The organism is Sphingobium sp. KKT206 (assembly GCF_055640555.1).
This window is the reverse complement of sequence record NZ_CM145765.1, coordinates 964,860-987,391: the sequence shown is the minus strand read 5'-3', so window position 1 is coordinate 987,391 and position 22,532 is coordinate 964,860. Positions and strand designations below refer to the sequence as shown.

Sequence of the window (22,532 nt, the reverse complement as noted above, 5' to 3'; positions counted from 1 at the left end):
CGAGACGTTATCGCAGCCGAAACAAACGGACAGTCGAACGGTTGAAAGTGGGTCGCCCCAGTCGGGAGCGCCTGCTCCGCCCGACGCAGACAATGAAACGGAATGCAGCATGTTTCCCTGGACCCATAAGTCCCAAGTCCAACTCGAAGCCGAGTTGCAGGACCATATCGTTGCGCCCGCCTTCCCCTGCGTCGGCGCGAAGGCCGCACTGGCGCGGGGCAATCTTGTGACGCTGGCGTGCAATCGCATTGACAGCGCGTGGGACGACTTGCGCGTGCATGATGCGCTGCTGGGCTTTACCAGCGCATATAAGGACCAGCCGGGGCTGTTCCGCAGCTTTGCGGCGGTGTTCGAAGGACCGGACGATCTGTCGGAGGAGGCGTTCGAGCGCGCCTTGTGGGACCGGGTGCAGTCGTTGAGCGACAAGGATGCATGGCGGGGCCAGGATTATGACAAGCGGGTCAGCGCCGATCCGACCAATCCGCATTTTTCGCTAAGCTTCGGGGGCGAAGCCTATTTCATTGTCGGCCTGCATCCGCGCGCCAGCAGGCCAGCGCGCCGGTTCAAATACCCCACCTTGATCTTCAACCTGCATGATCAGTTCGAGCAACTACGCGCCGAAGGGAAATATGAGACGATGCGCGAGAAGATATTGGTGCGCGACGAAGCGCTGGCCGGGTCGCGCAACCCCATGCTGGAGCGGCACGGCGAAAATAGCGAGGCGCGGCAATATTCCGGGCGCGCGGTGGGTGACCAATGGGTCGCGCCCTTCGAATATCATGGAGAGAAAGCATGACCGATGGCGTGCAGGTGATTGCCGAGCGGAGCGGTGCGGCGTTTCGGCTACCGCGTGGGGCCGTGTTGACGGTGACTGACCCCAAGGGCGAGCAGGTGGCGGACCTGTTGGCCTATAATGCCGCCGATGTGCGGGAGGTCATCTCGTCCGGGCGGACGCTGGATTATGCCGAGACAATCAGCCTGACCACCGGCCATGCGCTGTATTCCAATCGGTCGCAGGTGATGCTGACCATCATCGCGGATACGGTGGGCCGTCATGACTTTCTGCTGACGCCCTGTTCGATCGACACGTTCTACCATTTCTATCCCGACCTGGAGCCGCATCGCGGTTGCTTCGGCAATCTGGCCGAGGCGCTTGCGCCCTATGGGATCGAGCCAGATACGATTCCGGTTGCGTTCAATTGTTTCATGAACGTGCCGGTCGCGCCGGACGGCAAGCTGCGCGTGCTGCCGCCCGTCAGCAAGGCGGGCGATCATATCCGCTTTCGGGCGGAGATGGACCTGATCATTGGCCTCACCGCCTGTTCAGCGCCTGATTCCAATGGCGGCAGTTTCAAGCCCATCCATTATGAGATTGCTGAAGCCGCGGATCAGGCCGCCGCCATCTGATCCACTTCGGCCTGGAGCAGAGCGCGGCTCTGGTCGGTCACGGTCCAGCGATCGGCGAACAACCCCTGTTCGCCGAACAGGGCGGTGACGATGCCCGCAGTCCCGGCCGATTGCCATAAAGCGGCAAGCTGCGCGGCCAAGGGATCATCCACCGGTCGCACGTCGCCGCGGATATGAAGCATCCAGGCCGCCAGCGCTTTCAATGTTGCGGGACAGGCGCGCCCGGCGGCCAGGTTAGCCGCCAGCGGCTCCAGCCAGCGTTGCGGGATTTTCTGCGACCCGTCGATCGCGATTTGAGCGAGGCGGTGTGGCAGGGCCGGATTGGCGAAGCGCGCGAGCAGTTGCGCGGCATAGGCGTCGATGTCGAGGCCGGGGTCGCTGCCGAGGCTTGCGCCTGCCTCATTGCACATGAGCCGTTCGATCAGGGGACGCAGGGTGGGATCGGCGATCGCCTGATGCACGAAGTCATCGCCTTGGGCGAGACCGAGATAGGCGAGCGCGGAGTGGGCGCCGTTGAGCATCCGCAGCTTGGCGGCTTCATGCTGACGCACATCGGATACCAGTTGCGCGCCGCCGACTTCCCAGCGAGGGCGCGGTCCGGCAAAGCGATCCTCGATCACCCATTGGCGGAAGGGTTCGGTGATGACGGCGGCGGCGTCGTCCAGGCCGATGGTGTCGGCGATCTGCTGGCGGTCGGCATCGGTGACGGCGGGCACGATGCGATCGACCATGGTGGAGGGACAGGCGCATTCGCGGCGGAACCAGGCGGCGAGGCCGGGATCGACGCGATCGAGATAGGCGTTGAGTAGGCCGGACAGGACCGCGCCATTTTCCGCGAGATTATCGCAGCTTACGAGCGTCAGACCCGCGATGCCGGCCGCGCGTCGACGCGCCAGCCCGGCGGCGAGGAAGCCGTAGATGCTGCTGGGGGTTGCGCCCTTGACCAGTTCCGGTTCGAGCATGGCCAGATCAAGCTGGCCAGCCGGTGTGCGGCAATAGCCCTTTTCCGTCACGGTGAAGCTGACGATGTGCGTGCTGCTGCTGGCCAGCGCCGCGACGACGGCGGCGGGATCGCGCGGCGCGACAATCACGCGCTGCACTGCGCCGATCAGGCGGGTATACGGGCTGCCACTGCCGCGTTCCGACACGGTGAACAGGCCATCCTGGGGCTCCATCTGATCGGCGACATCGCCCGAACGGAGCGATACGCCGGTGATGCCCCAATCGCGGTCGCCCGCCGCCATGGCATCGTCGGTATAGACCGCCTGATGCGCGCGGTGAAAAGCGCCGATGCCGAAATGGACGATGCCGCAGGCCTGAGCCTCGCGGTCATAGCCCGGCCGTTCGACGTCCGCGTTCAGCGCGGCGATGTTCTCTTGCGACAGTCTCACAGCTTATACGCCTTTTTGGCCAGCGTGTAGGAGAGGTCTACCGCCAGTTCGGCGGCCTCCCATTCCTCCATGCGATGTTCTGCGACCCATTGGGCGAGGAAGCCACAGTCGATCCGCCGCGCGACATCGTGGCGTGCCGGGATCGACAGGAAGGCGCGGGTATCGTCGTTGAAGCCGACCGTATTGTAGAAGCCGGCCGTCTCCGTCATCTGGTTGCGGAAGCGACGCATGCCTTCGGGACTGTCGTGGAACCACCAGGCGGGGCCGAGCTTGAGCGCGGGATAATGGCCCGCCAGCGGCGCGAGTTCGCGCGCATAGCTGGTTTCATCGAGCGTGAAGAGGATGATGGTGAGGTTTGCTTCATTGCCATAGCGGCCGAGCAAGGGACGCAGCGCATGGACATATTCGGTGGCCATCGGAATATCGGCCCCCTTGTCGCGGCCGAAGCGCGCGAAGAGCGACGCATTATGGTTGCGATAGGCACCGGGATGGATCTGCATCACCATGCCATCCTCGACGCTCATCCCGGCCATGACGGTCAGCATATGCGCGCGGAACAGTTCGGCGTCGGCATCGGACACACTATCGGCGGTTACGCGGGCGAAGAGCGCTTGCGCCTCTGCATCGGTCAGATCCGCAGTCGCGGCGGTTGGATGGCCATGATCGGTCGAGGTCGCGCCCATGCTGGCGAAAAAGGCGCGACGCTGGCGGTGGGCGGCGAGATAGCCCTTATAGTCGAACGCATCTTCGCCGGTCAGGTCGGACAGTTTGCGCAGATTGTCCCGAAAGCCGTCAAACTGCGGGTCGATGACGGGATCGGGCCGGTAGGCGGTCAGCACCCTGCCCTTCCAGCCATCGGCGGTATTATTTTCGGCAAGGATCGCGGCGTGATGGGCGAGATCGTCGAGCGGCGATTCCGTGGTCGTGATCACTTCGATATTGAAGCGGTCATAAAGCGCGCGCGGGCGGAAGGCCTCGGTCGCCAGCGCCTGCGTAATGGTGTCATAATAAAGGTCGGCGCTGGCCGCTTCGAGCTGAACGGTCAGGCCGAAAGCCTCGGCAAAGACCCAGTCGAGCCACATGCGCGAGGGCGTGCCGCGGAACAGCGTGTAATTTTCCGCCAATATGCGCCAAGCCGCGCGCGGATCGACAGAGGTGCCCTCGCCACCTTTGGGCACCAGCCCGATCATGTCGAGCGATATGCCTTGGCTGTAGAGCATCCGAAAGACATAATGGTCGGGCGTCAGCAGCAATTCGCTGGCATTGCCGAAGGGCTGATCCTGCGCGAACCAGCGCGGGTCGGTATGGCCATGCGGGCTGATGATCGGCAGGCCTGCGACGGCTTCATAGAGGCGGCGCGCAATCGGCCGGACGGACGGATCGGTCGGGAACAGACGGTCTGGATGCAGAATCAGCGGACGCATGAACGAAACCTATAGGGTTGCGGCGCGGGCATAACGCGCACGGGTGGAAGCGATGGTGCGGCGGGCGTCCTCGATCGCATCTTCCTCGATCGTGAACAGCAGATGGTCGATGACCGAGCCTAGATGCGCGCGCATCGCGGCCCTGGCGGCGGCGGGATCGCGGGCATGGAGAGCATCGCGCACGACGCTATGTTCCGCCACCACGGGCTGGATATTGGCGGTGCGCGCCTTTTCGAGCAGCAGTGCGCAGTCGGGCGAGGTCGAGCGCAAGCGCCACATTTCCTCCACCTGATTGTGGATCACCGCGTTGCGCGTGGCCGAAGCGATGAGCAGGTGGAAGGCGCGATCGGCTTCAGTGCTGACGCCGGGGAGGAGATTTTCCTCCGACATTTTCAGGACCAACCGGTCGAGTTCTTCCAGTTCGTCGTCGCGGATGTTGACTGCGGCCAGCGCCGCCGCTTCGCCTTCGACCAACAGGCGCGCCTCCATCAGTTCGAAGGCGGTGACGGTAAAGCCCGGCCGGTCCTGATCACCCGGCAGCGCGCGGACATAGGCACCAGACCCGATCCGCACTTCGATCAACCCCTGGACTTCCAGCGCGATCATCGCCTCACGTACGGCCGGACGGCTGACGCCGTGCATGACCGACAGCTCGCGCTCGGCCGGCAGGCGGTCGCCAATCGCATAGCGGCCGGTCGCCAGATCCTCGAACAATCGGCGTGCCAGCTTCTGATATAGCCGCTCGGTACCGTCCATCGGGACCGATCCACCGGCGCTTTTGCCTGTCTCAATCATTTTTCTACCCTCGCCTGAAAATAGGCCTTACCAATTTTGTTGAAATCGGCAAGAGTGACACTAACGGTAATTGCCAACTATGGCCACTGGTGAGGGAAGTATCTCATGAAAATTCAATCAGCGCGCGTCATCGTCACCTGTCCGGGGCGTAATTTCGTGACGCTCAAGATCGAAACCGACCAGGGTGTCTATGGCATTGGCGATGCAACGCTCAACGGCCGTGAACTGGCGGTCGTCTCCTATCTGGAGGACCATGTCATTCCCTGCCTGATCGGCATGGACCCGCGCCGAATCGAGGATATCTGGCAGTATCTGTATCGCGGTGCCTATTGGCGGCGCGGGCCGGTGACGATGCGCGCCGTGAGCGCGGTCGATACCGCGCTGTGGGACATCAAGGGCAAGATGGCGGGCATGCCGCTCTATGACCTGCTGGGTGGCAAGAGCCGGGACGGCATCATGGTCTATGGTCATGCCAATGGCAGCGATATTGAAGAAACGGTCGATGCGGTCGGCCACTATATCGACATGGGCTATAAGGCGATCCGCGCGCAGACGGGCGTGCCGGGCATCAAGGATGCTTACGGCGTCGGGCGCGGCAAGCTATTCTATGAACCGGCCGATGCCGCGCTGCCCTCGGTCACGGGATGGGATACGCGCAAGGCGCTCAATCATGTGCCCAAGCTGTTCGAGAAATTGCGCGCCACTTATGGCTTCGATCATCATCTGCTGCATGATGGGCATCATCGCTATACACCGCAGGAAGCCGCCAATCTGGGCAAGATGCTGGAGCCCTATCAGCTATTCTGGCTGGAAGATTGCACGCCGGCGGAAAATCAGGAAGCATTCAAGCTGGTGCGCCAGCATACGGTGACGCCGCTGGCCGTCGGCGAGATTTTCAACACGATCTGGGATTGTAAGGATCTGATCCAGAACCAGTTGATCGATTATATCCGCTGCACGGTGGTCGGCGCAGGCGGTGTCACGCATCTGCGCCGGATCGCCGACCTTGCTGCCCTGTACCAGGTGCGGACCGGAAGCCATGGCGCGACCGACCTGTCGCCGGTGACGATGGGTACGGCGCTGCATTTCGACACATGGGTGCCCAATTTCGGCATTCAGGAATATATGCGCCATACGCCCGAAACCGACGCCATATTCCCGCATGATTACCGGTTCGAAGCGGGCGAAATGTTCGTTGGCGATACGCCGGGCCATGGCGTCGATATCGACGAAAAGCTGGCAGCGAAATATCCCTATAAGCCCGCCTATCTTCCGGTGGCGCGCTTGGCCGACGGAACCATGTGGAACTGGTAAGGCCGGTCACTATAGTCGGAATATGACCGCGTAAGAAAAAGGGCGCTGGAATTGGCTTATTCCAGCGCCCTTTTCTGTGCTTTCGTCGCCTGGGTGTCAGGCCGGAAGCGGAATGGCGGAGGGCTTTTTACGAAGCAGGGTCCATAGGATGGCGGCACCCGCAATATCGAACAGAGCGAGGCAAGCGAACAGCGGATCATAGCCGATCGTGTCAGCCAAAGCGCCGATCACGAGCGAGAAGCTCAAGCCGCCGATCCAGGCCGCCGAGCCCGCCATGCCGGTCGCCGTGGCGACGACGCGGCGGTCGAACAGGTCCGCCGACAGCGTGAGCAGCGCGCCCGACAGCATCTGATGCGCGAAGCCGCCGACGCAGAAGAGCGCGATGGCCATGGCCGGACTGCCAGCTAGACCGATACAGCCCGGCCCGATCATGCAAAGTGCGCCGGTGGTCATCACGATCTTGCGCGATGTCAGCAGCGACACGTTGAACCGCCGCATGAGCCAGGGCGCATAATAGCCGCCGATGATCGACCCAGCGTCGGCGGCGAGAAAGGGCAGCCAGGCGAAAGCGGCAATGCCCTTGAGGTCCATGCCGCGCGCTTCAACCAAATAGAGGGGAATGAAGAAGCTGAATGTTTGCCATGCCGGTTCAGCGAGAAAGCGCGGAATGGCGATGCTCCAGAAATCGCGGCGTACGATCAGTACGCGCCAGCCGAGCGGCGTATCCCCCGCTGCGGCATCGGATGCCGCCTCTTCGGCCGCGCGCCCGCCCAAAATATGCTCGCGCTCGCTTGCGCTCAGGCGAGGATGATCTTCCGGGTTGCGATAGCCGAAATACCATAGGGCCGCCCACAGGAAGCCGACGCTGCCCGTGACGATGAAGGCGGATTGCCACCCCCAGACAGCGATGCAGAAGACGACGACCGGCGGTGCGATCATGGCACCGAGCGATGATCCGATGTTGAACCAGCCGGTGGCGACCGTGCGTTCGACCGGGGGAAACCACTCGCCCACCACCTTGATCCCGGCGGGGATCGCCGCCGCTTCGGTCAGGCCAAGCAGCCCTCGGAAAACCGCGAAGCTGGGCCAGCCGGTTGCAAAGGCATGGCAGCAGTTGGCCGCCGACCATCCGAGCGCGAACAAGGCGAAGCCAAGCCGCACCCCCATCCAGTCGAGCGCCAACCCGGCCAAGGGTTGGGACACGGTATAGGCTGCCTGGAAGGCGGCGACGACCCAGCTATATTGCTGGGTGCTCATGTCGAACGTGGCCTTGAGGGTCGGGGCAGCGACCGACAGGGAGGAGCGGGCAAGATAATTAAGGACCGTGCCCAATGTGACCAGACTGATGATCCACCATCTCAGTCGCCCGATCCTCTGTGTGGTCATCGTCAGAACCTTCAAAAAAAATGGCCGGGCCTTGAATGCCCGGCCATTAGGGGGAGATGAAGCAAGCTAAGGCAACGTGTGCCTAGGCTTAATATTTGGCGGCGAGCCGGACCCCGAAATAGCGGGCGGAGTCACGTACGCGCAGGCCGATGATATTCGTCACCGGCGATGGGTTGGGATAAGGATTATTAGCGAAGCTGCCCGCGTCGTTGCGGATCGTGCCGAAATAATGGCGGTCGAACAGATTACGCACCAGGAAGGTGATGCTGTATTTCTGGTCGGTCTTTTCCTCAAAGCCGATGCTCATATTGGCGATGCCATAAGCACCCTGACGTGACGCCGGATCATTGGTTAGCGCGAAGAATGTCGCGCTTTGCCACGTATAATTGGCGTTGGCCTTCAAATCGACCGGCAGGTTGCCCAAGGGCAGGTTTACGTCCGCGCCGACATTGAATTTCCATTCGGGCGAATTGGCGAGCCGCGAGCCGGACAGATCCTGTGCGCGCCCACCAATAGCATTGGGCAGGCAGCCCTGCGCAGCCGTCTGGCCGAAATAGCATTCGCCATTGGGATAGGATTTCACCTTGGCATCGACATAAGCAACGCTGCCGTTGAGGCTGAGCCAATCGCTGGCGCGTGCCGACATCTCCGCTTCCACGCCGCGCGTGCGCAGCGAACCGACATTGGCCAGGATGAACGATCCGCCCAGGCCCGGCTCCAGCGTTTGCGACTGGAAATTGCTATAGTCGGTCCAGAAGCCGGTCAGGTTGAGCGTCACGCGTCGATCAAGGAAGCTGCTGCGCAGGCCGACTTCATAGGCGTCGGCCGTTTCCGGCTGGATCGGCCGGCTGGCCGGGTGGGTCGGGCGCACGAAGGACGAGGTCAGATCATAGCCCTGCCCCTTATAGCCGCGCGAATAGGTGGCAAAGGCCATCACGTCGTCGGCTAGATCCTGCTGGATGCCGAACCTGCCCGTGACGACCGTATCGGACGTGCTGCCACCCGTCGCGAACGGGGGATTGCTGCCGTTGCTGTTGAAGCGCTGATAGCGGAAAGAGATGTCTTCCTTATTCCAGCGCAGGCCCGCGATCAGCTTCGTGCCCAGCATGATTTCCCAGTCCGCCTGGCCAAAAACGGCGACGGCCTCGGACGTCGTGCGACCCGCCCAATTGGCGTTGGCGATCGGACCGGGGCGCACGAAGCTGCGCTGGTTGTTGTTGCGGGAATAATAGGTGCCGACGACATATTGCAGCGGGTTGCCCGATGGCGATGTCAGCCGCAGTTCGTGGCTGAGCGTATCGCCCTTGAAGTTACCACCTTGGGTCAGACCGTTGGGCTGACCAAAGCCAGGACCGAAGGCACCGTCGAAGTCGGACAGATCCTGCGAATTATAATGCGACATAGCGAAGATTTGTGTGAGCGTATGGCGGCCGAGCGCGACGTTCATGGCCAGCGAGCCGCCATAGCTTTCCGAATCCGCCGTCTGGAACGGATCGATACGCACCGCGAAATTATCCTTGCCGGGCGTGATCCCTGCGAGGCTTACCGATGATGGCGTGCCGAAGGACGAAGTAACGCCGGGCGTGCGCTCGATCGTGACGAAGGAGCAGCAGTCGGTGCGGGTCTTGTTATAATAGCCGACCAGTGTGGCGTCGAAATCGGATGAAGGCTCAAAGTGCAGCTTGGCCCGGATATTCTCGCTATCGCGACCGTTGATCATCGTATCGGTCTGCAACTCGCGGACATTGCCGTCGAAGCGGCCGACCGATCCGTTGATACGGAAACCAAGCGTGCTGGTGATCGGGCCGGAGATGCTGGCCGAATAGCGTTGCTCGTCATCATCGGTCACCAGAACTTCCGCGCTGCCAGTGAAGGTCTTGGACGGTGCCTTGGTGGTGATGCTGATAACGCCAGCCGAGGCCGACTTGCCGAACAGAGTGCTTTGCGGGCCGCGCAGCACTTCGACGCGCTCGATATCGTCGAGGTCGTTGAAGCCTTGACCCGGCAGTCCGTTGGCGACGCCATCGACCATGACCAAAACGCTCTGTTCGATGCCGACCGAAAAGGCCGATGTGCCAACGCCGCGCAGGACGATGACATTGTTGTTCAGGTCACCGCCCTGGGTGATCGTCAAACTGGGGGAGAGCTTCGTCAGATCCTGCAACTGGCTGCCGCCGACGCTGGCCAGCTGGTCAGCGCTGACGACGGTGATCGCGACGGGCACGTCCTGAACATTTTGTTCGCGCTTCTGCGCGGTGACGATGATGGCCGCTTCGCCGCTATCGGCCCCCTGCATGACTGGTGCCGTGTCCTGGGCGATGGCTGGCGTGGCCATGGCGATCGCCGTGCCTGCCAATAGAATTGATACGATGTGCATATATCCCCTCCCTACTCACCGGCAATGATTGCTAACCGATTTTTATCTTACTGGTAAGGCCGATTTACGTTTTAGGGCATCGATCTGTCAATCATTTCCTGTGAATTACGCGTATTTCACATATCTGAAGAAATACTGATGGCCGACACCAGTGCGTCATCGCCGTTGGCCGTGAACTCCAGCGTCAGCTTGCCGTTGGTTACCCTTACTGGGAATGTGCGGGTCACAGCCTTCAACGGTCCACCCGCCGCCTGAGCAGGATTAAAGTTCGAGAGCATGATTCGCCCATTTGCCGCCAAATTGAAGCGACGTGTTGCGGCCTTTGAAGCGTCCGGCTCAAACATATGGAGCGTGACGGACCAGCGCCCATTGGGCAGGGGCAGCGCGTAGGAGAAGCTACCTTCCCGATAGGAGGCATAGAGTTCCGGGTCGCTCGTGCCGACGACATTGCTCTCTGCCACCTTCCCGCGTGCGCCCATGCGCAATTCGGGGACCGTGCCACCCGTGAAGAAGGTGTCCGAGCCATAGCGTTTACCGTCAGCAGTGGTAAGACCAGTCAGACTTCCTACCCGGATACGCAAGCCGTCGGCAGCATCCGGTGCCTTCCAGCTTACCGTGTCCAACAGGGACTTGCCGTCAGCGGACGCAGTGGCGGTCACTTCATTGTTGCCCGGCTTAAGCGCGATGCCGGGCCAGACGCAGATATGGTCGGGACAGGGGACCGTGCCGACATAGCGCCCATTGACTTTGAGGCTGGCAGTGGCGGCATTGCTGTAGGCGCGCACATCCATCACCGGATAGGCGCGATCGACGTAGCGCCGACCGGTCAAATGCAGGACAGGCTCCTTCGACCAACTGGCCTTGTAGAAATAAAAGGCGTCCTTGCGAATGGTGCGGTCATAGCTGACCAACCCCTTGTCGTTGAGGTCGATGGCCTCGCCCTCTTCGCGGCTGTTCGAGGCGAAGTCGAACATGTTCCAAATCCAGGTTGCGGAGAGATAGTCCTGCTTTTTGAGGACTTTCCATGTCTCTTCATGGACCCAGGCCTGAAACGCTTCGGGATGGGGACGACCATTGGCATTGACCGGCCCGCCCAGCGGATTGTCGGTATGCTGGGTAAGCGCGCCGCCTGCTCCATATTCGGTCAGCGCAACCGCGCGCCCCGGATATTTGGCATGCAAAGCCGCCAGCGCCGTCGCGGCGTCGCCGGGCTTGCCATAATACCAGCCGAAATAGCGATTCAGCCCGACCATGTCGGTCACGTCGTTGAGGACTTGCGCGCCGGGCAGCGACAGGGGCGAGCCCGTCGCTTCGCAACAATCGGCATAGGCCGTCGGGCGGCTGGGGTCCTCGGCTTGCGCCAGCGCATTGAGTTCGATCAGCATGTCGCGCGACTGGGCGGGTGGCCCCTTTGCCCCTTTGCGCAGCGCGTCGATCGCCGCGCCGATGTCGATTTCATTGCCGACCGACCAGATCATGATTGAGGGATGGTTGTAATTCTGACGGATCAGTTCGCGCAATTGCTGCCGCGCATTGGCGATCAACGCAGGCGATGGCGGGGCGTCGTCGAAGGCGGACTGGTGGACGAAGGGCAGTTCGGCCTTGACGACCATGCCTGCTTCGTCGGCCAAGCGGGTCCATTCCTGGGCATGTTGATAATGGGCATGGCGAATGGTGTTGACGCCCATTTCCGCCATGATCGCCATATCCTGTGCATGGTCTTCCCGGGTGAGCGCCCATCCCTTGCCCTGCCGGTCCTGATGGCGCGACGCGCCGTGCAGGCGGGTGGGCTTGCCGTTCAGAATGAAGCCCCTGTCGGGATCAAAGGCGAAGGTCCGCACGCCGAGCGGTTGCTCCACCCGGTCGACCACGCGGCCGCGTTCGACCAGTTCGGACACGACGCGATAGAGATAGGGATTTTCGCGTCCCTGCCACAATATCGGCTGCGCGATCATCAGCGCGCGGCGCAGTTCCAGCGTGCCATTCGCGGTCAGCGCGGCGGGGGCGCTGTCCCGTGCGACGACCGCGCCGTCGGCATCCAGAATCTGCGTGTTGACGGTCAGCTTGCGCCGCCCCGGTCCGGCGTTGCGCAGCCGCGCGAGCAGCGCCACGCTGGCGGCGGCGTCCGTCACTTGCGGCGTGCTGATATAGAGGCCCGGCCCGCCATGATCGAGCGTATCAAACTGTGCGGCATCGACCGTGATCAGGGATACGCCGCGATAGAGGCCGCCATGGACGAAGAAATCTCCGCCGAGCGGTATGACGTCCGCCGTCGAACTGCCGGGTGCGGGCTTGCTGTTATCGGCTTTGACGACGATGCTATTCGATGCGCCGGCTCGCAATTGATCAGTGATGTCGAAACGGAAGGTCGAAAAGGCGCCGGCATGGCCGCCGACGCGCACGCCGTTCACCCATATTTCCGCGATTGCGCCGACGCCGTCGAACTGGATCAACTGACGCTGGCCCTTGGCCCGCGATGGCGCGGTCAGAGCCAGGCGATACCAGCCGATGCCTTGTTCCAAATTGCTCTGTGCCGACCGGGTGAGCTGATATTCGCCCATGCGGTTCCATGTGTGGGGGAGGTCGATCCGTTCCCAGCTGCTATCGTCGAAGGTCGGGGCGGTGACGCCATCGGCATCGCCGCCGAAACGGAAGCGCCAGCCCGATGCAAGGGAGACGATCTGGCGGGGACCGGCGGCCTGTGCGCCCGGTTGCGCCGTGGCCGATGCGGGGACTGCGGCAGCGGGGGCGGTCGCCAGCGCCATTGCCGCGATGCTGACCAGACCGAGAAAATTGATTTTCGATACGCGCATTTGACCTCTCCCAATTATTGGTAAGGCCAAATAGCATCAGCTGGTCCATGTCAACCATGGACCGCAGATCAGCGGTCGGATCATGCCATTCCGGGCAGATAAATTACGCCGCGTTAGAGCGAGCCGACCTTGATTTTCGAGCCGTCGATCAGGCGGTTCAGGCGAAACTGGGTGGGATCGACGCTTGGCCGGTCGTTGGCGATCAGTTCCGAAGCGAGATAGCCGATGCCGGGGCCAACGCCGAAGCCATGGCCGGAGCATCCCGCTGCGAGATATAGCCCGCCGACCGGATCGACGGCCGAGATCACCGGCACCGCGTCGGGCGTGCAATCGATATAGGCACCCCAAGCGTGGTCAACCTCTATGCCTGCCAGTTGCGGGAAGGTGCCGCGCACATTGTCCATGATCGCCTGGACCAGCCGTCGGTTGGGCACGGGGGCGGCGATGCGGTTGCGTTCGAAGAGACGGTCATCTTTGCCGAACATGGCCGATAGCGATTCCGGGCCGGTGAGGAAGGACGCACCAACCCCCATCTGGACGGCTTTGAGTCGCTGGATAAATTGCGGCATGAATTCGCGCGCAAAGCCTAAGCCCTGGGGCGTCAGTTCCAGCGTGGCCCGGCCGCTGATCGCCATGGTGTAGCTGCCGTCGAAGCGGCGGGTCATGGCGAGGTCCGGGCAATAGAGGACTTCGCCGACATTGACGGTCGGTTTGGTGCGCAGGGCCGTTTGCCGCACGCTGGCCTGCGGGAAGCGGATGCCGTGGCGGCGCAGGAAGGTCGAGGCCCAGGCACCGGCCGCGCACAATATAGCGTCGGTGCGGATCATGCCCCGTTCGGTATGGACGCCAGTGACCTGGCCGTTCGTAATGTCTAGGCCACGCGCGGAACATTGCTGGTGAATGGTCGCGCCGAGAGCGCGGGCGCCTTCCGCCAATATCGGCGCTGCCAAGGCGGGTTCAGCCTTGCCGTCTCGCACCGAATGAAGGCCGCCGACCCAGTTGCGGCGCGTCTGGGGAATGCGCGCGGCCGCTTCCTTGGCGCTCAACATATAGGTTTCGACGCCAAACTCGCGTGCGGTGGGCAGCCACGATTCCCATCCTGCCAACATCGCTGCGTCGTCGGTGGTGTAGATAAGGCCGGAGCGGCGAAAGCCCAGATCCTGCCCGATCTCTGGCGCCAGACTGTCCCAGAGGCGCATCGACAGCAACGACAAGGGCATTTCGCGCGGATCGCGATTTTGCAGGCGGCACCAGCCCCAACTGCGGCTCGATTGTTCGCAGGCGATGTGGCCTTTTTCGATCAGGGCGACCTTCAAGCCGCGCTTTGCCAGATAATAGGTGGCCGCCGTACCGACGATACCCCCACCCACCACGACGACATCGACCGCGTCGGGCAGATGGTCGTCACTGGCGACCTGTTGAACGAAGGGCAGCATCATCGGCTCCTGAAGGGTCAGTCGGTTGTAGCGGGCAGGCTGGCGATCGCGTCGACCTCGACCAGATAGCCATAATGGAGTTCGGGGACGGGGACGACCGTGCGAGCAGGCTTGGCATCGCCCAGCATGTCGGCATAGACGGCGTTGAAGCGCGGCCAGTTGTCGATGCCGACGATATAGGCGGTGACCCGGCACAGGTCGGACAGTTCAGCCCCAGCCGCTTTCAGGATCGCCAGCATGTTGGCGATGGCTTGCCGCGCCTGCGTTTCGAATTCCATGTCGGACAGGGGTGCCTTGTCGGCCCGGATCGGTAGCTGACCCGAAATATAGAGCGTGTTCCCCGACCGGATCGCCTGCGCATAATGGCCGGCCGGAGCGGGGGCAGTGTCGGTCAGGATCGGTTGCGGTGTGTTGGTCATTACCATCCTCCAAAACGCTGCCATTGTGCCACGACCTGATCGTCGGTGCCGTGAACGACATGATAGCGGCGATGCTGCGCGCCGGTGGCGCAGGCATGGTTGGGCAGCACACGCACCCGGTCGCCGATCTTGAGGTCGGGCAAGGCCGCGCCAGAGCCAGGGCGGACCATGATGATGCCATGTTCCTGATTGGCGTCGGCCAGAATGAGATCATCATAGGCCGTGCCGCTGCTGTCGCAGACGACGCCATAGCCCTGATTGACCGCTTGTTTGGATGTGCCGCGATCCTGCGACATCGCCATCCAGCCCGCGTCGATCAATATCCAGCCCTTGTCGCGCTGATGCCCGATCACGGTCGCCAGCACGGAAAGCGCGATATCCTCGACGCGACATATGCCAACGCCTGTCATCACCAGATCGAAGAACATGAAGACGCCCGCGCGCACTTCGGTCACGCCAGTCAGGTCTTGCGCGTGGTGCGCCGTCGGGGAGGAACCCATGCTGACCACCGGACAGGGTAGGCCCGCGTCGCGCAGGATGGCGGCGGCATCGACAACGGCGCGGCGCTCCTCCTCGGCACAGCGGCGCAGCGCCTCTTCCCCGCGCGCGGCATAGCTGCCGCCCGCATGGGTCAGCACGCCGCGCAGTTCGCCGCCCTGGGTCAGCGCCTGCCCGATCGCGACCAGCCGGTCCCGGTCGGTCGGCAACACGCCGGAGCGATGGCCGTCGCAGTCGATTTCGATCAGCGCAGGAATGGCATCGCCCGCTTCGCGCGATGCGGCGGCCACGGCCTGCGCCTGTTCGACCGTGTCGAGGACGATAGCGAGGTCGATGCCCTGTTTGCGCAGGGCGATGACCTTGGCCAGTTTCCAAGGCGCGATCCCCACCGCATAGATGATGTCGCGGACACCGGCGGCGGCGAAAAATTCCGCTTCCTTGAGGGTCGAGACCGTCGCCGGTCCCTGCGGCGTGCTCATGACGCGGTGGGCGACCTCGATCGACTTAGCAGTCTTGAGATGCGGGCGCAGCGATACGCCTAAGGGCGCGAGCCGGTCGCGCAGGCGGGCGATGTTGCGGTCCATGCGGTCGGCGTCGAGGATGAGACAGGGCGTCTCCAGATCGGCGAGGCGCGCGGGCGCCGCTTCGTCCTGCGGCGGTTCCACGGTTTGGGCTATCGTCACGGCCGGTTCCTTGTTGGCATCATCATGTTTGTCATGGGAAATAGCCCAGTATCGCCTTGGTCTCCAAATATTCCTCCAGGCCGAACACGCCATATTCGCGGCCGTTACCCGACTGTTTATAGCCGCCAAAGGGGGCCATGCCGTCCCAGGCCGGATGGTTGATATGGACTTGCCCGGCGCGGATTTGCGCGGCGACGGCGCGGGCGCGGTCCAGGTCGCGCGACTGGACGTGCGCGCCGAGGCCGTAGACCGTGTCGTTGGCGATCCGCACCGCGTCGGCTTCGTTGGCATAGGGGATGAGGCAGAGGACGGGGCCGAAGATTTCCTCCTGCGCGATGCGCATGGTGGGGCGCACGTCGGAGAAGATGGTGGGCCGGACGAAAAAGCCTGTGTCCTGGCCATCGGGCCGCCCCGGACCGCCGCACACCAGCCGCGCCCCTTCGGCCATGCCGATGCGGATCATGGCCTGCACCTTGTCGAACTGGCTGCGATTGGCGACCGGGCCAAGGTCCGTGCCGTCCAGAGCGGGATCGCCGACGACCAACGCGGCGGCGGCGGTTGCGGCGAGCGCTTCGATCTGCGCCAGCCTTTCGGCTGGCACCAGCATCCGCGTGGGGGCGCTGCAGGATTGGCCGACATTGCGGAAGGCCGAGGCCACACCCAAGGGTACGACCCGTTCGAAATCGGCATCGTCCAGCAGGATGTTGGGCGACTTGCCGCCCAGTTCCTGCGTCACCCGCTTGACCGTCGGGGCGGCGGCCTGCGCTACCAGTACGCCCGCGCGGGTGGAGCCGGTGATCGAGATCATGTCGATGCCCGGATGCGCGGCGAGCGTTGCGCCGACCTCTGTGCCGGTGCCACTGACGAGGTTGAAGATGCCCGCCGGTGTCCCAGCGTCGTGCATGATCTGCGCGAAGAGATGCGCGCTGAAGGGTGATAGTTCGCTCGGTTTCAGGATGACCGCGCAGCCAGCGGCGATGGCGGGCGCGACCTTGGCCGTGACCTGGTAGAGCGGCCAGTTCCAGGGCGTGATGAGGCCGCAGACGCCGATGGCTTCGCGCAGGATCGCGGTGCTGCCCTGCTGCCGGAGGAAGGCATAATCTTCCAGCACGTCGATCGCGGCGCGGACATGGGCGATGCCGAACGGCACCTGCGACGCGCGGGCGAAGCCGATCGCCGAACCCATTTCCAGACAGATCGCCTGCGCCAAGAGTTCGAACCGCTCTTCCATCAGCGTCAATATCCGGCGGAGCAAAGCGATCCGTTCGGCGGGGGCGGTCTGGGAGAAGGCAGGGAAGGCGCGGCGGGCAGCCAGGACGGCGGCGTCGACATCCGCCGCGCTGCCCTGGACGACCGCCCCGATCTGTCGCTCGGTCACCGGGCTGATCACCGGGATGGCCGGGAGCGGTTTTGCCGGGTCGACCCAGGCTCCGTCGATATAGAGCCGATCGCAGGATGGGGTGGTCATAAACGCGGCTTTCTTCGATGAAACGGACAGCGACCCGTACATTGGTTTTGACATGCCATGGGTCGCAGAATATGCCGATTTCTGAAGTCCGCAATTAACATATTCTGTATTTATGGCTAAGATGAAACTTAATGCTTTCGACGGATGACCTCCGCTTTTTCCATATGATCGCCAGCGCGCCGTCGCTGGCCGAGGCGGCGCGCAGGTTGAATGTCACGCCGCCTGCGGTCACGCAACGCTTGCGGGCGCTGGAGGAGCGGGTGGGGGTGAAGCTGATCGACCGGACATCTCGCGGTCTGCGCCTGACCGACGAAGGGGAGTTGATCGCGTCGGACGGGGCGGACATCATCAGCGCGATCGAACAATTGTCGGAACGGGTGGCAAGCCGCACCCGGCAGGTCAGCGGCCATCTGCGCGTAGCGGCCCCCTATGGTTTTGGCAGGCGGCATGTCGCGCCGGTGGTCTGCGACTTTGCCAAAAGCCATCCGGCGATATCGGTGACGCTGGCGCTGTCCGACAGCCCGATCCGACAAATGGCCGACAATTGGGATATCGTCGTGCATATCGGGGCGTTGCCCGAAAGCGACCGCCTGGTCACGACGCTTGCCCCCAACAGCCGCATCCTGTGCGCCGCCCCCGACTATCTTGCCCGGCATCCCCCGATCCAGACCCCGCAGGATTTGACGGCGCATCACTGCCTCGCGCTGCGCGAGAATGACGAGGATGTCACGCTCTGGCGCTTTGCCCATGCCAAGCAGGGCAAGGTGACGGTGCGGATCAAGCCGGTCATGGCGAGCAATGATGGCGAGATCATCCGCGACTGGGCGCTGGCGGGGCTGGGCATCATCTTGCGGAGCGAGTGGGATGTCGCGCAGGATCTGGCGGCGGGGCGGTTGCAGGCGATATTGCCGCGCTGGTCGCCGCCCGCCGCCGATGTGGTGGCGCTGCTCCGCGCCCGGCAGGGGCGCAGCGGGCGGACCAATGCGTTCCTGCAGGTGCTGCGCGAGAGCCTGGCTGCGCCGCTGTGGCGCAGGGATTTCACAGCGCTAGGATGAATCCTACGCAGCCTGCGAGGGTGGCGGCAACAAGGAGCATCTGAAGCCCGCGCCGAAAGCGGTGGCCATCGGTCACAACCAGGCTGACGACCAAAATTGCGACGAGCAGGCCCCAGAAGGCCGCGACCAGCGGCGCGTCATTGCCGATCCCTTGGCGCAGGACGAAGGTCAGCATCAGCGCGGCCGGGCTGCCCCAGACGATGGCGTCCCAGGCGCGGGTCAGGCGGGGATGGTCGAGGCCGCGCCGTCGCCGCTTGCCGAGCCAGATCGAGGTGCCGGTCGCGGTCATAGCGCATAGCGCAAGGCCGAACAGGGCATAAGCGATCTTGACCGGCAGGCCGCCATAATTGCCGAAGTGGAGATTATAGGCCGATGCCGCCGCCTGTTGCCCCAGCGCGCCGTCGGACAGGCCCGCCGTGCCATGATAGCCACCCTTGGCGTCGAACATATAATATTCGCCGAAAATGAGCCGGTTGGGATGAAGGCCGACGACCTGGACATGCTGTCCGGCGGTCAGCGGATCATGCAGGATCAGGTAGCTTGGATGCACATCGGGATGATGCGCCTGCATATAGCGCATGGGGGCCGCCATATCCGGGACGGGCGCGGATGCCCTGTCCGCTGCACCTTCGCCGCCGAAGATGGGGGCGTAGACGGCTGCCAGATCGCCCTTGTAGAAACTGCCCGCCAGGCCATAGCCAGTGACGACCGCGAGGCCGATCATCGCGCCGGTCAGCGCGATCATGATGGTGAAGGGCAGCGTCCATACGCCGAGCCGATTGTGCCAGTCGGCAAGCCCCACACCGCCGCTACTGCGCGCGCGCAGGCGGAAGGCATCGCGGAAGATGCGCGGATGGGCGATCACGCCGGAGATCGCCAGCGCCACGATCATGACGCCCAGGAGGCCGACGAGGATCATGCCCAGCGTCGAGGGCAGATGCAGCGTATAATGGAGCGAGAGGAGATAGTCGGACCAGGCATTTTCCTCCGGCATGGCGATGCTACCATCGGAGGCGACATGCACCGCCTGATGATCGGTGGTGATGGTGGTGCGCGGCAGGTCTTGCGTCGGCAGATGGACGTAGAGATGCGTGGTGAGCGGCTTGCCCTTCTCGCTCGCCAGCACGGTTTCCACCGCGCGTTGCACCGATTGGGGCGCGATTTCGCGCATTTCGGGGGCGGCGGGCTGCTCGATCCGTTGCCATTCGGCGAAGAAGACGACGATCGTGCCAGTCAGGCAGACGAGATAGAGGAAGGCACCCGCCAGCAGGCCGATGGCGGCATGGGCCGAGAGCACGTCGCGAACGGTCGCCTTGTCGAAACCTTTGGCGCGCACGCCTTCGCCATTGCTCATTACATCATTCCCCACAGGATGGACAGGCCGCCGACCAGAAGCGGCGCGCCCAGCATCAGCCATTGCGTGCGCCGCCGCTTTGCCAGCATCAGCAGGACGACCAGGATCGACCATAGCAGAGGCGTCAGGAAGAGGGTGACGACATTGGCATTGGCCTCCACTGCCCCGCTGGCGGACACCCAGACGCGCATGGCCAGCGCTAGGGCGAGCGATGTGACGAGGGCGAGCGGCACCGTGATCAGGAAGGTCAGCAGGCGGCGGCCGATATAGGATGGCTCGCCCGCGTCAGGCAGCATATGCGCGCGCCGTTGGGGCGGGCGTGCCTTGTCACGCGGCGCGGTCCAGCCCGCGACGGCTAGGCAGGCGAAGGCGCAGAGCATCAACGACAGGCACGCCACCGACACGCCCCACGCGCCATGGCCCGCCCCTGCGGCGATCAGGCCCAAGAGCAGCAGCGCCCAGGCAGCACCCAGCAGCGGCACGGAACGCCCTTGCAACCGCCAGGCGTGACGGAGCAACAGCACTGCGGCCACCGTCATCGCTGATCCTGCCCAGACCCAGGCCATCAGAAGGCGTAGGTCAGCGTGCCGAAGACATTGCGATCCGCCCCGATGAAGCAGTCGCCGCGCGACAGGCAGGCGGCATAATGTTTCTTGTTGAACAGGTTGGTCGCATTGATCGACATGCGCCATTGCCGCCAGTTCACTTCGGCTAGGGCATCGACCAGCGTGTAGGACGGGGTGCGCACGACACCGCCCGACCAGTTTTCGCCGACATAGCGGACGCCGGTGCCGAGCCGCAGCGACTTGTCATCATCCATGCGGAACGTCTTGGTGGCCCAGGCAGATGCGCCATATTTGGGCACATTGTCGAGTTGCTGCTGATCCGCATTTTCGTTCAGATAGGCTTTGTTGTAGCTGAAATTGGCGATGATCTCATAATCGCCAGGCAGCGAGCGGCGGCCTTCGATCTCAAAGCCCTTCGATGTCGCCTTGCCTGCCTGCACCGAGACGGTTGGGGACAGGTTGATGACCCGATTGCTCTGCCGGATATGATAGGCGGTCGCGGTCAGCAGGGTGCGGTCGTCGGGGTGGAGCTTTACGCCGACCTCATATTGGCGGCCGCGTTCGGGCTTCCACAGCGTGCCGTCATTGGCGCTGCCGGAAATGGGGTTGAAGGATTCGGTATAGCTGAAAAAGGGCGAGAAGCCGGTCACGACTTCGGCGATGATGCCCGCGCGGAAGGAGGTGGCGTTCGCGGTTTCCTTGGTGCGGCTGTTGGTCGTGGGATCGAGGCTTTTGGTTTCGACATGGTCGCGCCGTCCGCCCAGCACGATCGAGACGCGATCCCACAAGCGGATCTGATCCTGCACATAGAAGCCGAGCTGCGCCTGGGTCACATTGCTGTTGGTGCCGTAGAGATAGCCCGCATCGCCCGGCTGCGGGATACCGCCGCCATAGTCGGACAGGGAGGCATAATCGATGTCGTAAATATCGATCGTTTCAAACGCGGCCCCGCCCAATTTGCGCACCCGGTTCCAGCTATAATCGACGCCCGCCAGCAGGATATGTTCGATCGCATCGCCGGTGTTGAAGTCGATCCGCACATTATTGTCGGTCGAAAAGACATCGGTGCTGGCATAGCTGCCATCGGCATAGAGGCCGATCACGCGCTGCGCGGAGTCGAGATAGGGATTGGCGGGATTGCTGTAGCTGTTGGGATAATGGGTGAAATAGGTGAGATCCGAGTCGATCACCCGCGCCTTGAGGTTCAACTGGACATGCTCGTTGAAACGATGTTCCAGCAGGGCCGTACCCTGCAGGGTGCGGCCGTCATAGCGGTCCCAGCCGGGCTTGCCGATGAAGGTGTTGTTCGGCAACTGGCCATTGGGATTGGGCGCGAGCGTGCCGACGATCGGCAGGAATTGCGAGATCGAGCCGCCATCATCTTCCTGATACAGGCCCAGCAGCGTCAGTTCGGTCTGTTCCCCCAGTTTGAAGCGCAGCGAAGGGGCGAGCATCACGCGGTCGTCGGAGACATGATCGACCTGCGTATCGGCATCGCGGACCCGCGCGACCAGCCGCGCAGCGATTCCGTCGGTGAGTGATCCGGTGATGTCGCCCAATATTTCCTTGCGGTCGAACGAGCCATAGCGGACCGACATTTCGCCATGCGTTTCATAATCGGGCCGCTTCGACACGGTGTTGATGAGGCCGCCGATCGAGCCTGACCCGAACAACACGGAGGCCGGGCCGCGCACGACCTCGACTTGCGAGAAATTATAGGGGTCGGACCGGATATTGGCGAAATAGCTGAACAGGTCGCGCATGCCATCGCGGAACTGGAGCGGGGAAATGCCGCGAATGAAGGCCCCGTCCTCGCGCCCGTCCGCGCCATAGGGGTTGGCGACCACGCCCGACACATAGCGCAGCGTATCGGCGATCGAGATCGCGCCCTGCGCCTGATAGGTTTCGGCGTTGATGATGCTGATCGGCTGGGGCGTTTCGATGAGGGGCACGTCGGTTTTCGTGCCCGCGCCGCTCGACTGGCCAGCGACCGCAGTGACGACGATGCTGGACTGGTCCGCGCCCTCCGCAGCGTCGGGTGCCTGCGCGAAGGATGGCGTGACGGTCATGGCGGTGCAGAGGCACAGCGCGAGCTTTGCGGCCTTCATAAAATCCCTTTTATGCAAATAGCGGGCGTAGGATCACC

17 protein-coding genes are annotated in these 22,532 nt (G+C 63.2%); 4 read left to right on the top strand and 13 right to left on the bottom strand.

Going from position 1 to position 22,532, the window contains the following annotated elements; all coding sequences use genetic code 11:
- The first annotated feature begins 109 nt into the window (after positions 1–109).
- Entirely contained in the window at positions 110–796 is a 687-nt protein-coding gene (gntA, locus tag ACZ2HM_RS22540; RefSeq protein WP_037473543.1) for a guanitoxin biosynthesis heme-dependent pre-guanitoxin N-hydroxylase GntA, read from the top strand.
- Positions 793–1,407, top strand: a complete 615-nt coding sequence (locus tag ACZ2HM_RS22535; RefSeq protein ID WP_037473544.1) for a DUF1989 domain-containing protein — start codon at positions 793–795, stop codon at positions 1,405–1,407. The genes gntA and ACZ2HM_RS22535 overlap by 4 nt, the downstream gene beginning before the upstream one ends.
- On the opposite strand, the gene ACZ2HM_RS22530 is transcribed toward ACZ2HM_RS22535, so the two are convergent.
- Genes ACZ2HM_RS22530 through ACZ2HM_RS22520 form a run of 3 tightly spaced genes read right to left on the bottom strand, consistent with a single transcriptional unit; the run spans position 1,389 to position 5,017 of the window.
- The gene (locus tag ACZ2HM_RS22530; protein WP_076605457.1) at positions 1,389–2,798 is read right to left on the bottom strand and encodes a mannitol dehydrogenase family protein; all 1,410 of its coding nucleotides are present in this window, start codon (positions 2,796–2,798) and stop codon (positions 1,389–1,391) included. The genes ACZ2HM_RS22535 and ACZ2HM_RS22530 overlap by 19 nt on opposite strands.
- Positions 2,795–4,222: a glucuronate isomerase gene (gene uxaC / locus ACZ2HM_RS22525; protein WP_470427087.1), complete on the bottom strand. Its 1,428-nt coding sequence runs from the start codon at positions 4,220–4,222 to the stop codon at positions 2,795–2,797. Before uxaC ends, ACZ2HM_RS22530 begins: the two co-directional genes overlap by 4 nt.
- 9 nt (positions 4,223–4,231) lie before the next feature.
- A complete protein-coding gene (locus ACZ2HM_RS22520; protein ID WP_069064365.1) occupies positions 4,232–5,017 on the bottom strand; it encodes a FadR/GntR family transcriptional regulator in 786 nt (261 codons plus the stop codon).
- Between the two features lie 105 nt (positions 5,018–5,122).
- On the opposite strand from ACZ2HM_RS22520, the gene manD reads away from it, so the two are divergent.
- Positions 5,123–6,331: a D-mannonate dehydratase ManD gene (gene manD, locus ACZ2HM_RS22515; RefSeq protein ID WP_037473547.1), complete on the top strand. Its 1,209-nt coding sequence runs from the start codon at positions 5,123–5,125 to the stop codon at positions 6,329–6,331.
- Positions 6,332–6,427: 96 nt separating this feature from the next.
- Here the strand turns inward: manD and ACZ2HM_RS22510 are convergent, their stop codons facing one another.
- The 7 genes from ACZ2HM_RS22510 to ACZ2HM_RS22480 all read right to left on the bottom strand — a co-directional run bounded on the left by ACZ2HM_RS22510 (position 6,428) and on the right by ACZ2HM_RS22480 (position 17,411).
- Positions 6,428–7,717 carry an MFS transporter gene (locus tag ACZ2HM_RS22510; RefSeq protein ID WP_037477810.1) on the bottom strand — a complete coding sequence of 430 codons (1,290 nt, stop codon included), beginning with the start codon at positions 7,715–7,717 and terminating at the stop codon, positions 6,428–6,430.
- A gap of 88 nt (positions 7,718–7,805) precedes the next feature.
- A complete protein-coding gene (locus tag ACZ2HM_RS22505) occupies positions 7,806–10,094 on the bottom strand; it encodes a TonB-dependent receptor (RefSeq protein ID WP_037473549.1) in 2,289 nt (762 codons plus the stop codon).
- Between the two features lie 116 nt (positions 10,095–10,210).
- The gene (locus ACZ2HM_RS22500; protein WP_313921914.1) at positions 10,211–12,907 is read right to left on the bottom strand and encodes a glycoside hydrolase family 2 TIM barrel-domain containing protein; all 2,697 of its coding nucleotides are present in this window, start codon (positions 12,905–12,907) and stop codon (positions 10,211–10,213) included.
- A gap of 113 nt (positions 12,908–13,020) precedes the next feature.
- Positions 13,021–14,343 carry an NAD(P)/FAD-dependent oxidoreductase gene (locus tag ACZ2HM_RS22495; protein ID WP_037478083.1) on the bottom strand — a complete coding sequence of 441 codons (1,323 nt, stop codon included), beginning with the start codon at positions 14,341–14,343 and terminating at the stop codon, positions 13,021–13,023.
- A 17-nt stretch (positions 14,344–14,360) separates the two neighbouring features.
- The gene (locus ACZ2HM_RS22490) at positions 14,361–14,762 is read right to left on the bottom strand and encodes a RidA family protein (RefSeq protein WP_076605475.1); all 402 of its coding nucleotides are present in this window, start codon (positions 14,760–14,762) and stop codon (positions 14,361–14,363) included.
- On the bottom strand, positions 14,762–15,844 hold the full coding sequence (locus ACZ2HM_RS22485) for an alanine racemase (protein ID WP_202807680.1): 1,083 nt from the start codon (positions 15,842–15,844) through the stop codon (positions 14,762–14,764). The genes ACZ2HM_RS22490 and ACZ2HM_RS22485 overlap by 1 nt, the downstream gene beginning before the upstream one ends.
- A 130-nt stretch (positions 15,845–15,974) precedes the next feature.
- A complete protein-coding gene (locus tag ACZ2HM_RS22480; RefSeq protein ID WP_081913027.1) occupies positions 15,975–17,411 on the bottom strand; it encodes an aldehyde dehydrogenase family protein in 1,437 nt (478 codons plus the stop codon).
- A 131-nt stretch (positions 17,412–17,542) separates the two neighbouring features.
- On the opposite strand from ACZ2HM_RS22480, the gene ACZ2HM_RS22475 reads away from it, so the two are divergent.
- The gene (locus ACZ2HM_RS22475; protein ID WP_313921916.1) at positions 17,543–18,466 is read left to right on the top strand and encodes a LysR family transcriptional regulator; all 924 of its coding nucleotides are present in this window, start codon (positions 17,543–17,545) and stop codon (positions 18,464–18,466) included.
- On the opposite strand, the gene ACZ2HM_RS22470 is transcribed toward ACZ2HM_RS22475, so the two are convergent.
- Genes ACZ2HM_RS22470 through ACZ2HM_RS22460 form a run of 3 tightly spaced genes read right to left on the bottom strand, consistent with a single transcriptional unit; the run spans position 18,450 to position 22,494 of the window.
- Positions 18,450–19,820, bottom strand: coding sequence for a PepSY-associated TM helix domain-containing protein (locus ACZ2HM_RS22470; protein ID WP_076605618.1), 1,371 nt, complete (start codon positions 19,818–19,820; stop codon positions 18,450–18,452). The two genes, ACZ2HM_RS22475 and ACZ2HM_RS22470, sit on opposite strands and share 17 nt — an antisense overlap.
- On the bottom strand, positions 19,820–20,359 hold the full coding sequence (locus tag ACZ2HM_RS22465; RefSeq protein WP_156106333.1) for a hypothetical protein: 540 nt from the start codon (positions 20,357–20,359) through the stop codon (positions 19,820–19,822). The genes ACZ2HM_RS22470 and ACZ2HM_RS22465 overlap by 1 nt, the downstream gene beginning before the upstream one ends.
- Positions 20,360–20,385: 26 nt before the next feature.
- On the bottom strand, positions 20,386–22,494 hold the full coding sequence (locus ACZ2HM_RS22460; RefSeq protein ID WP_470427086.1) for a TonB-dependent siderophore receptor: 2,109 nt from the start codon (positions 22,492–22,494) through the stop codon (positions 20,386–20,388).
- Between the last annotated feature and the right edge of the window lie 38 nt (positions 22,495–22,532).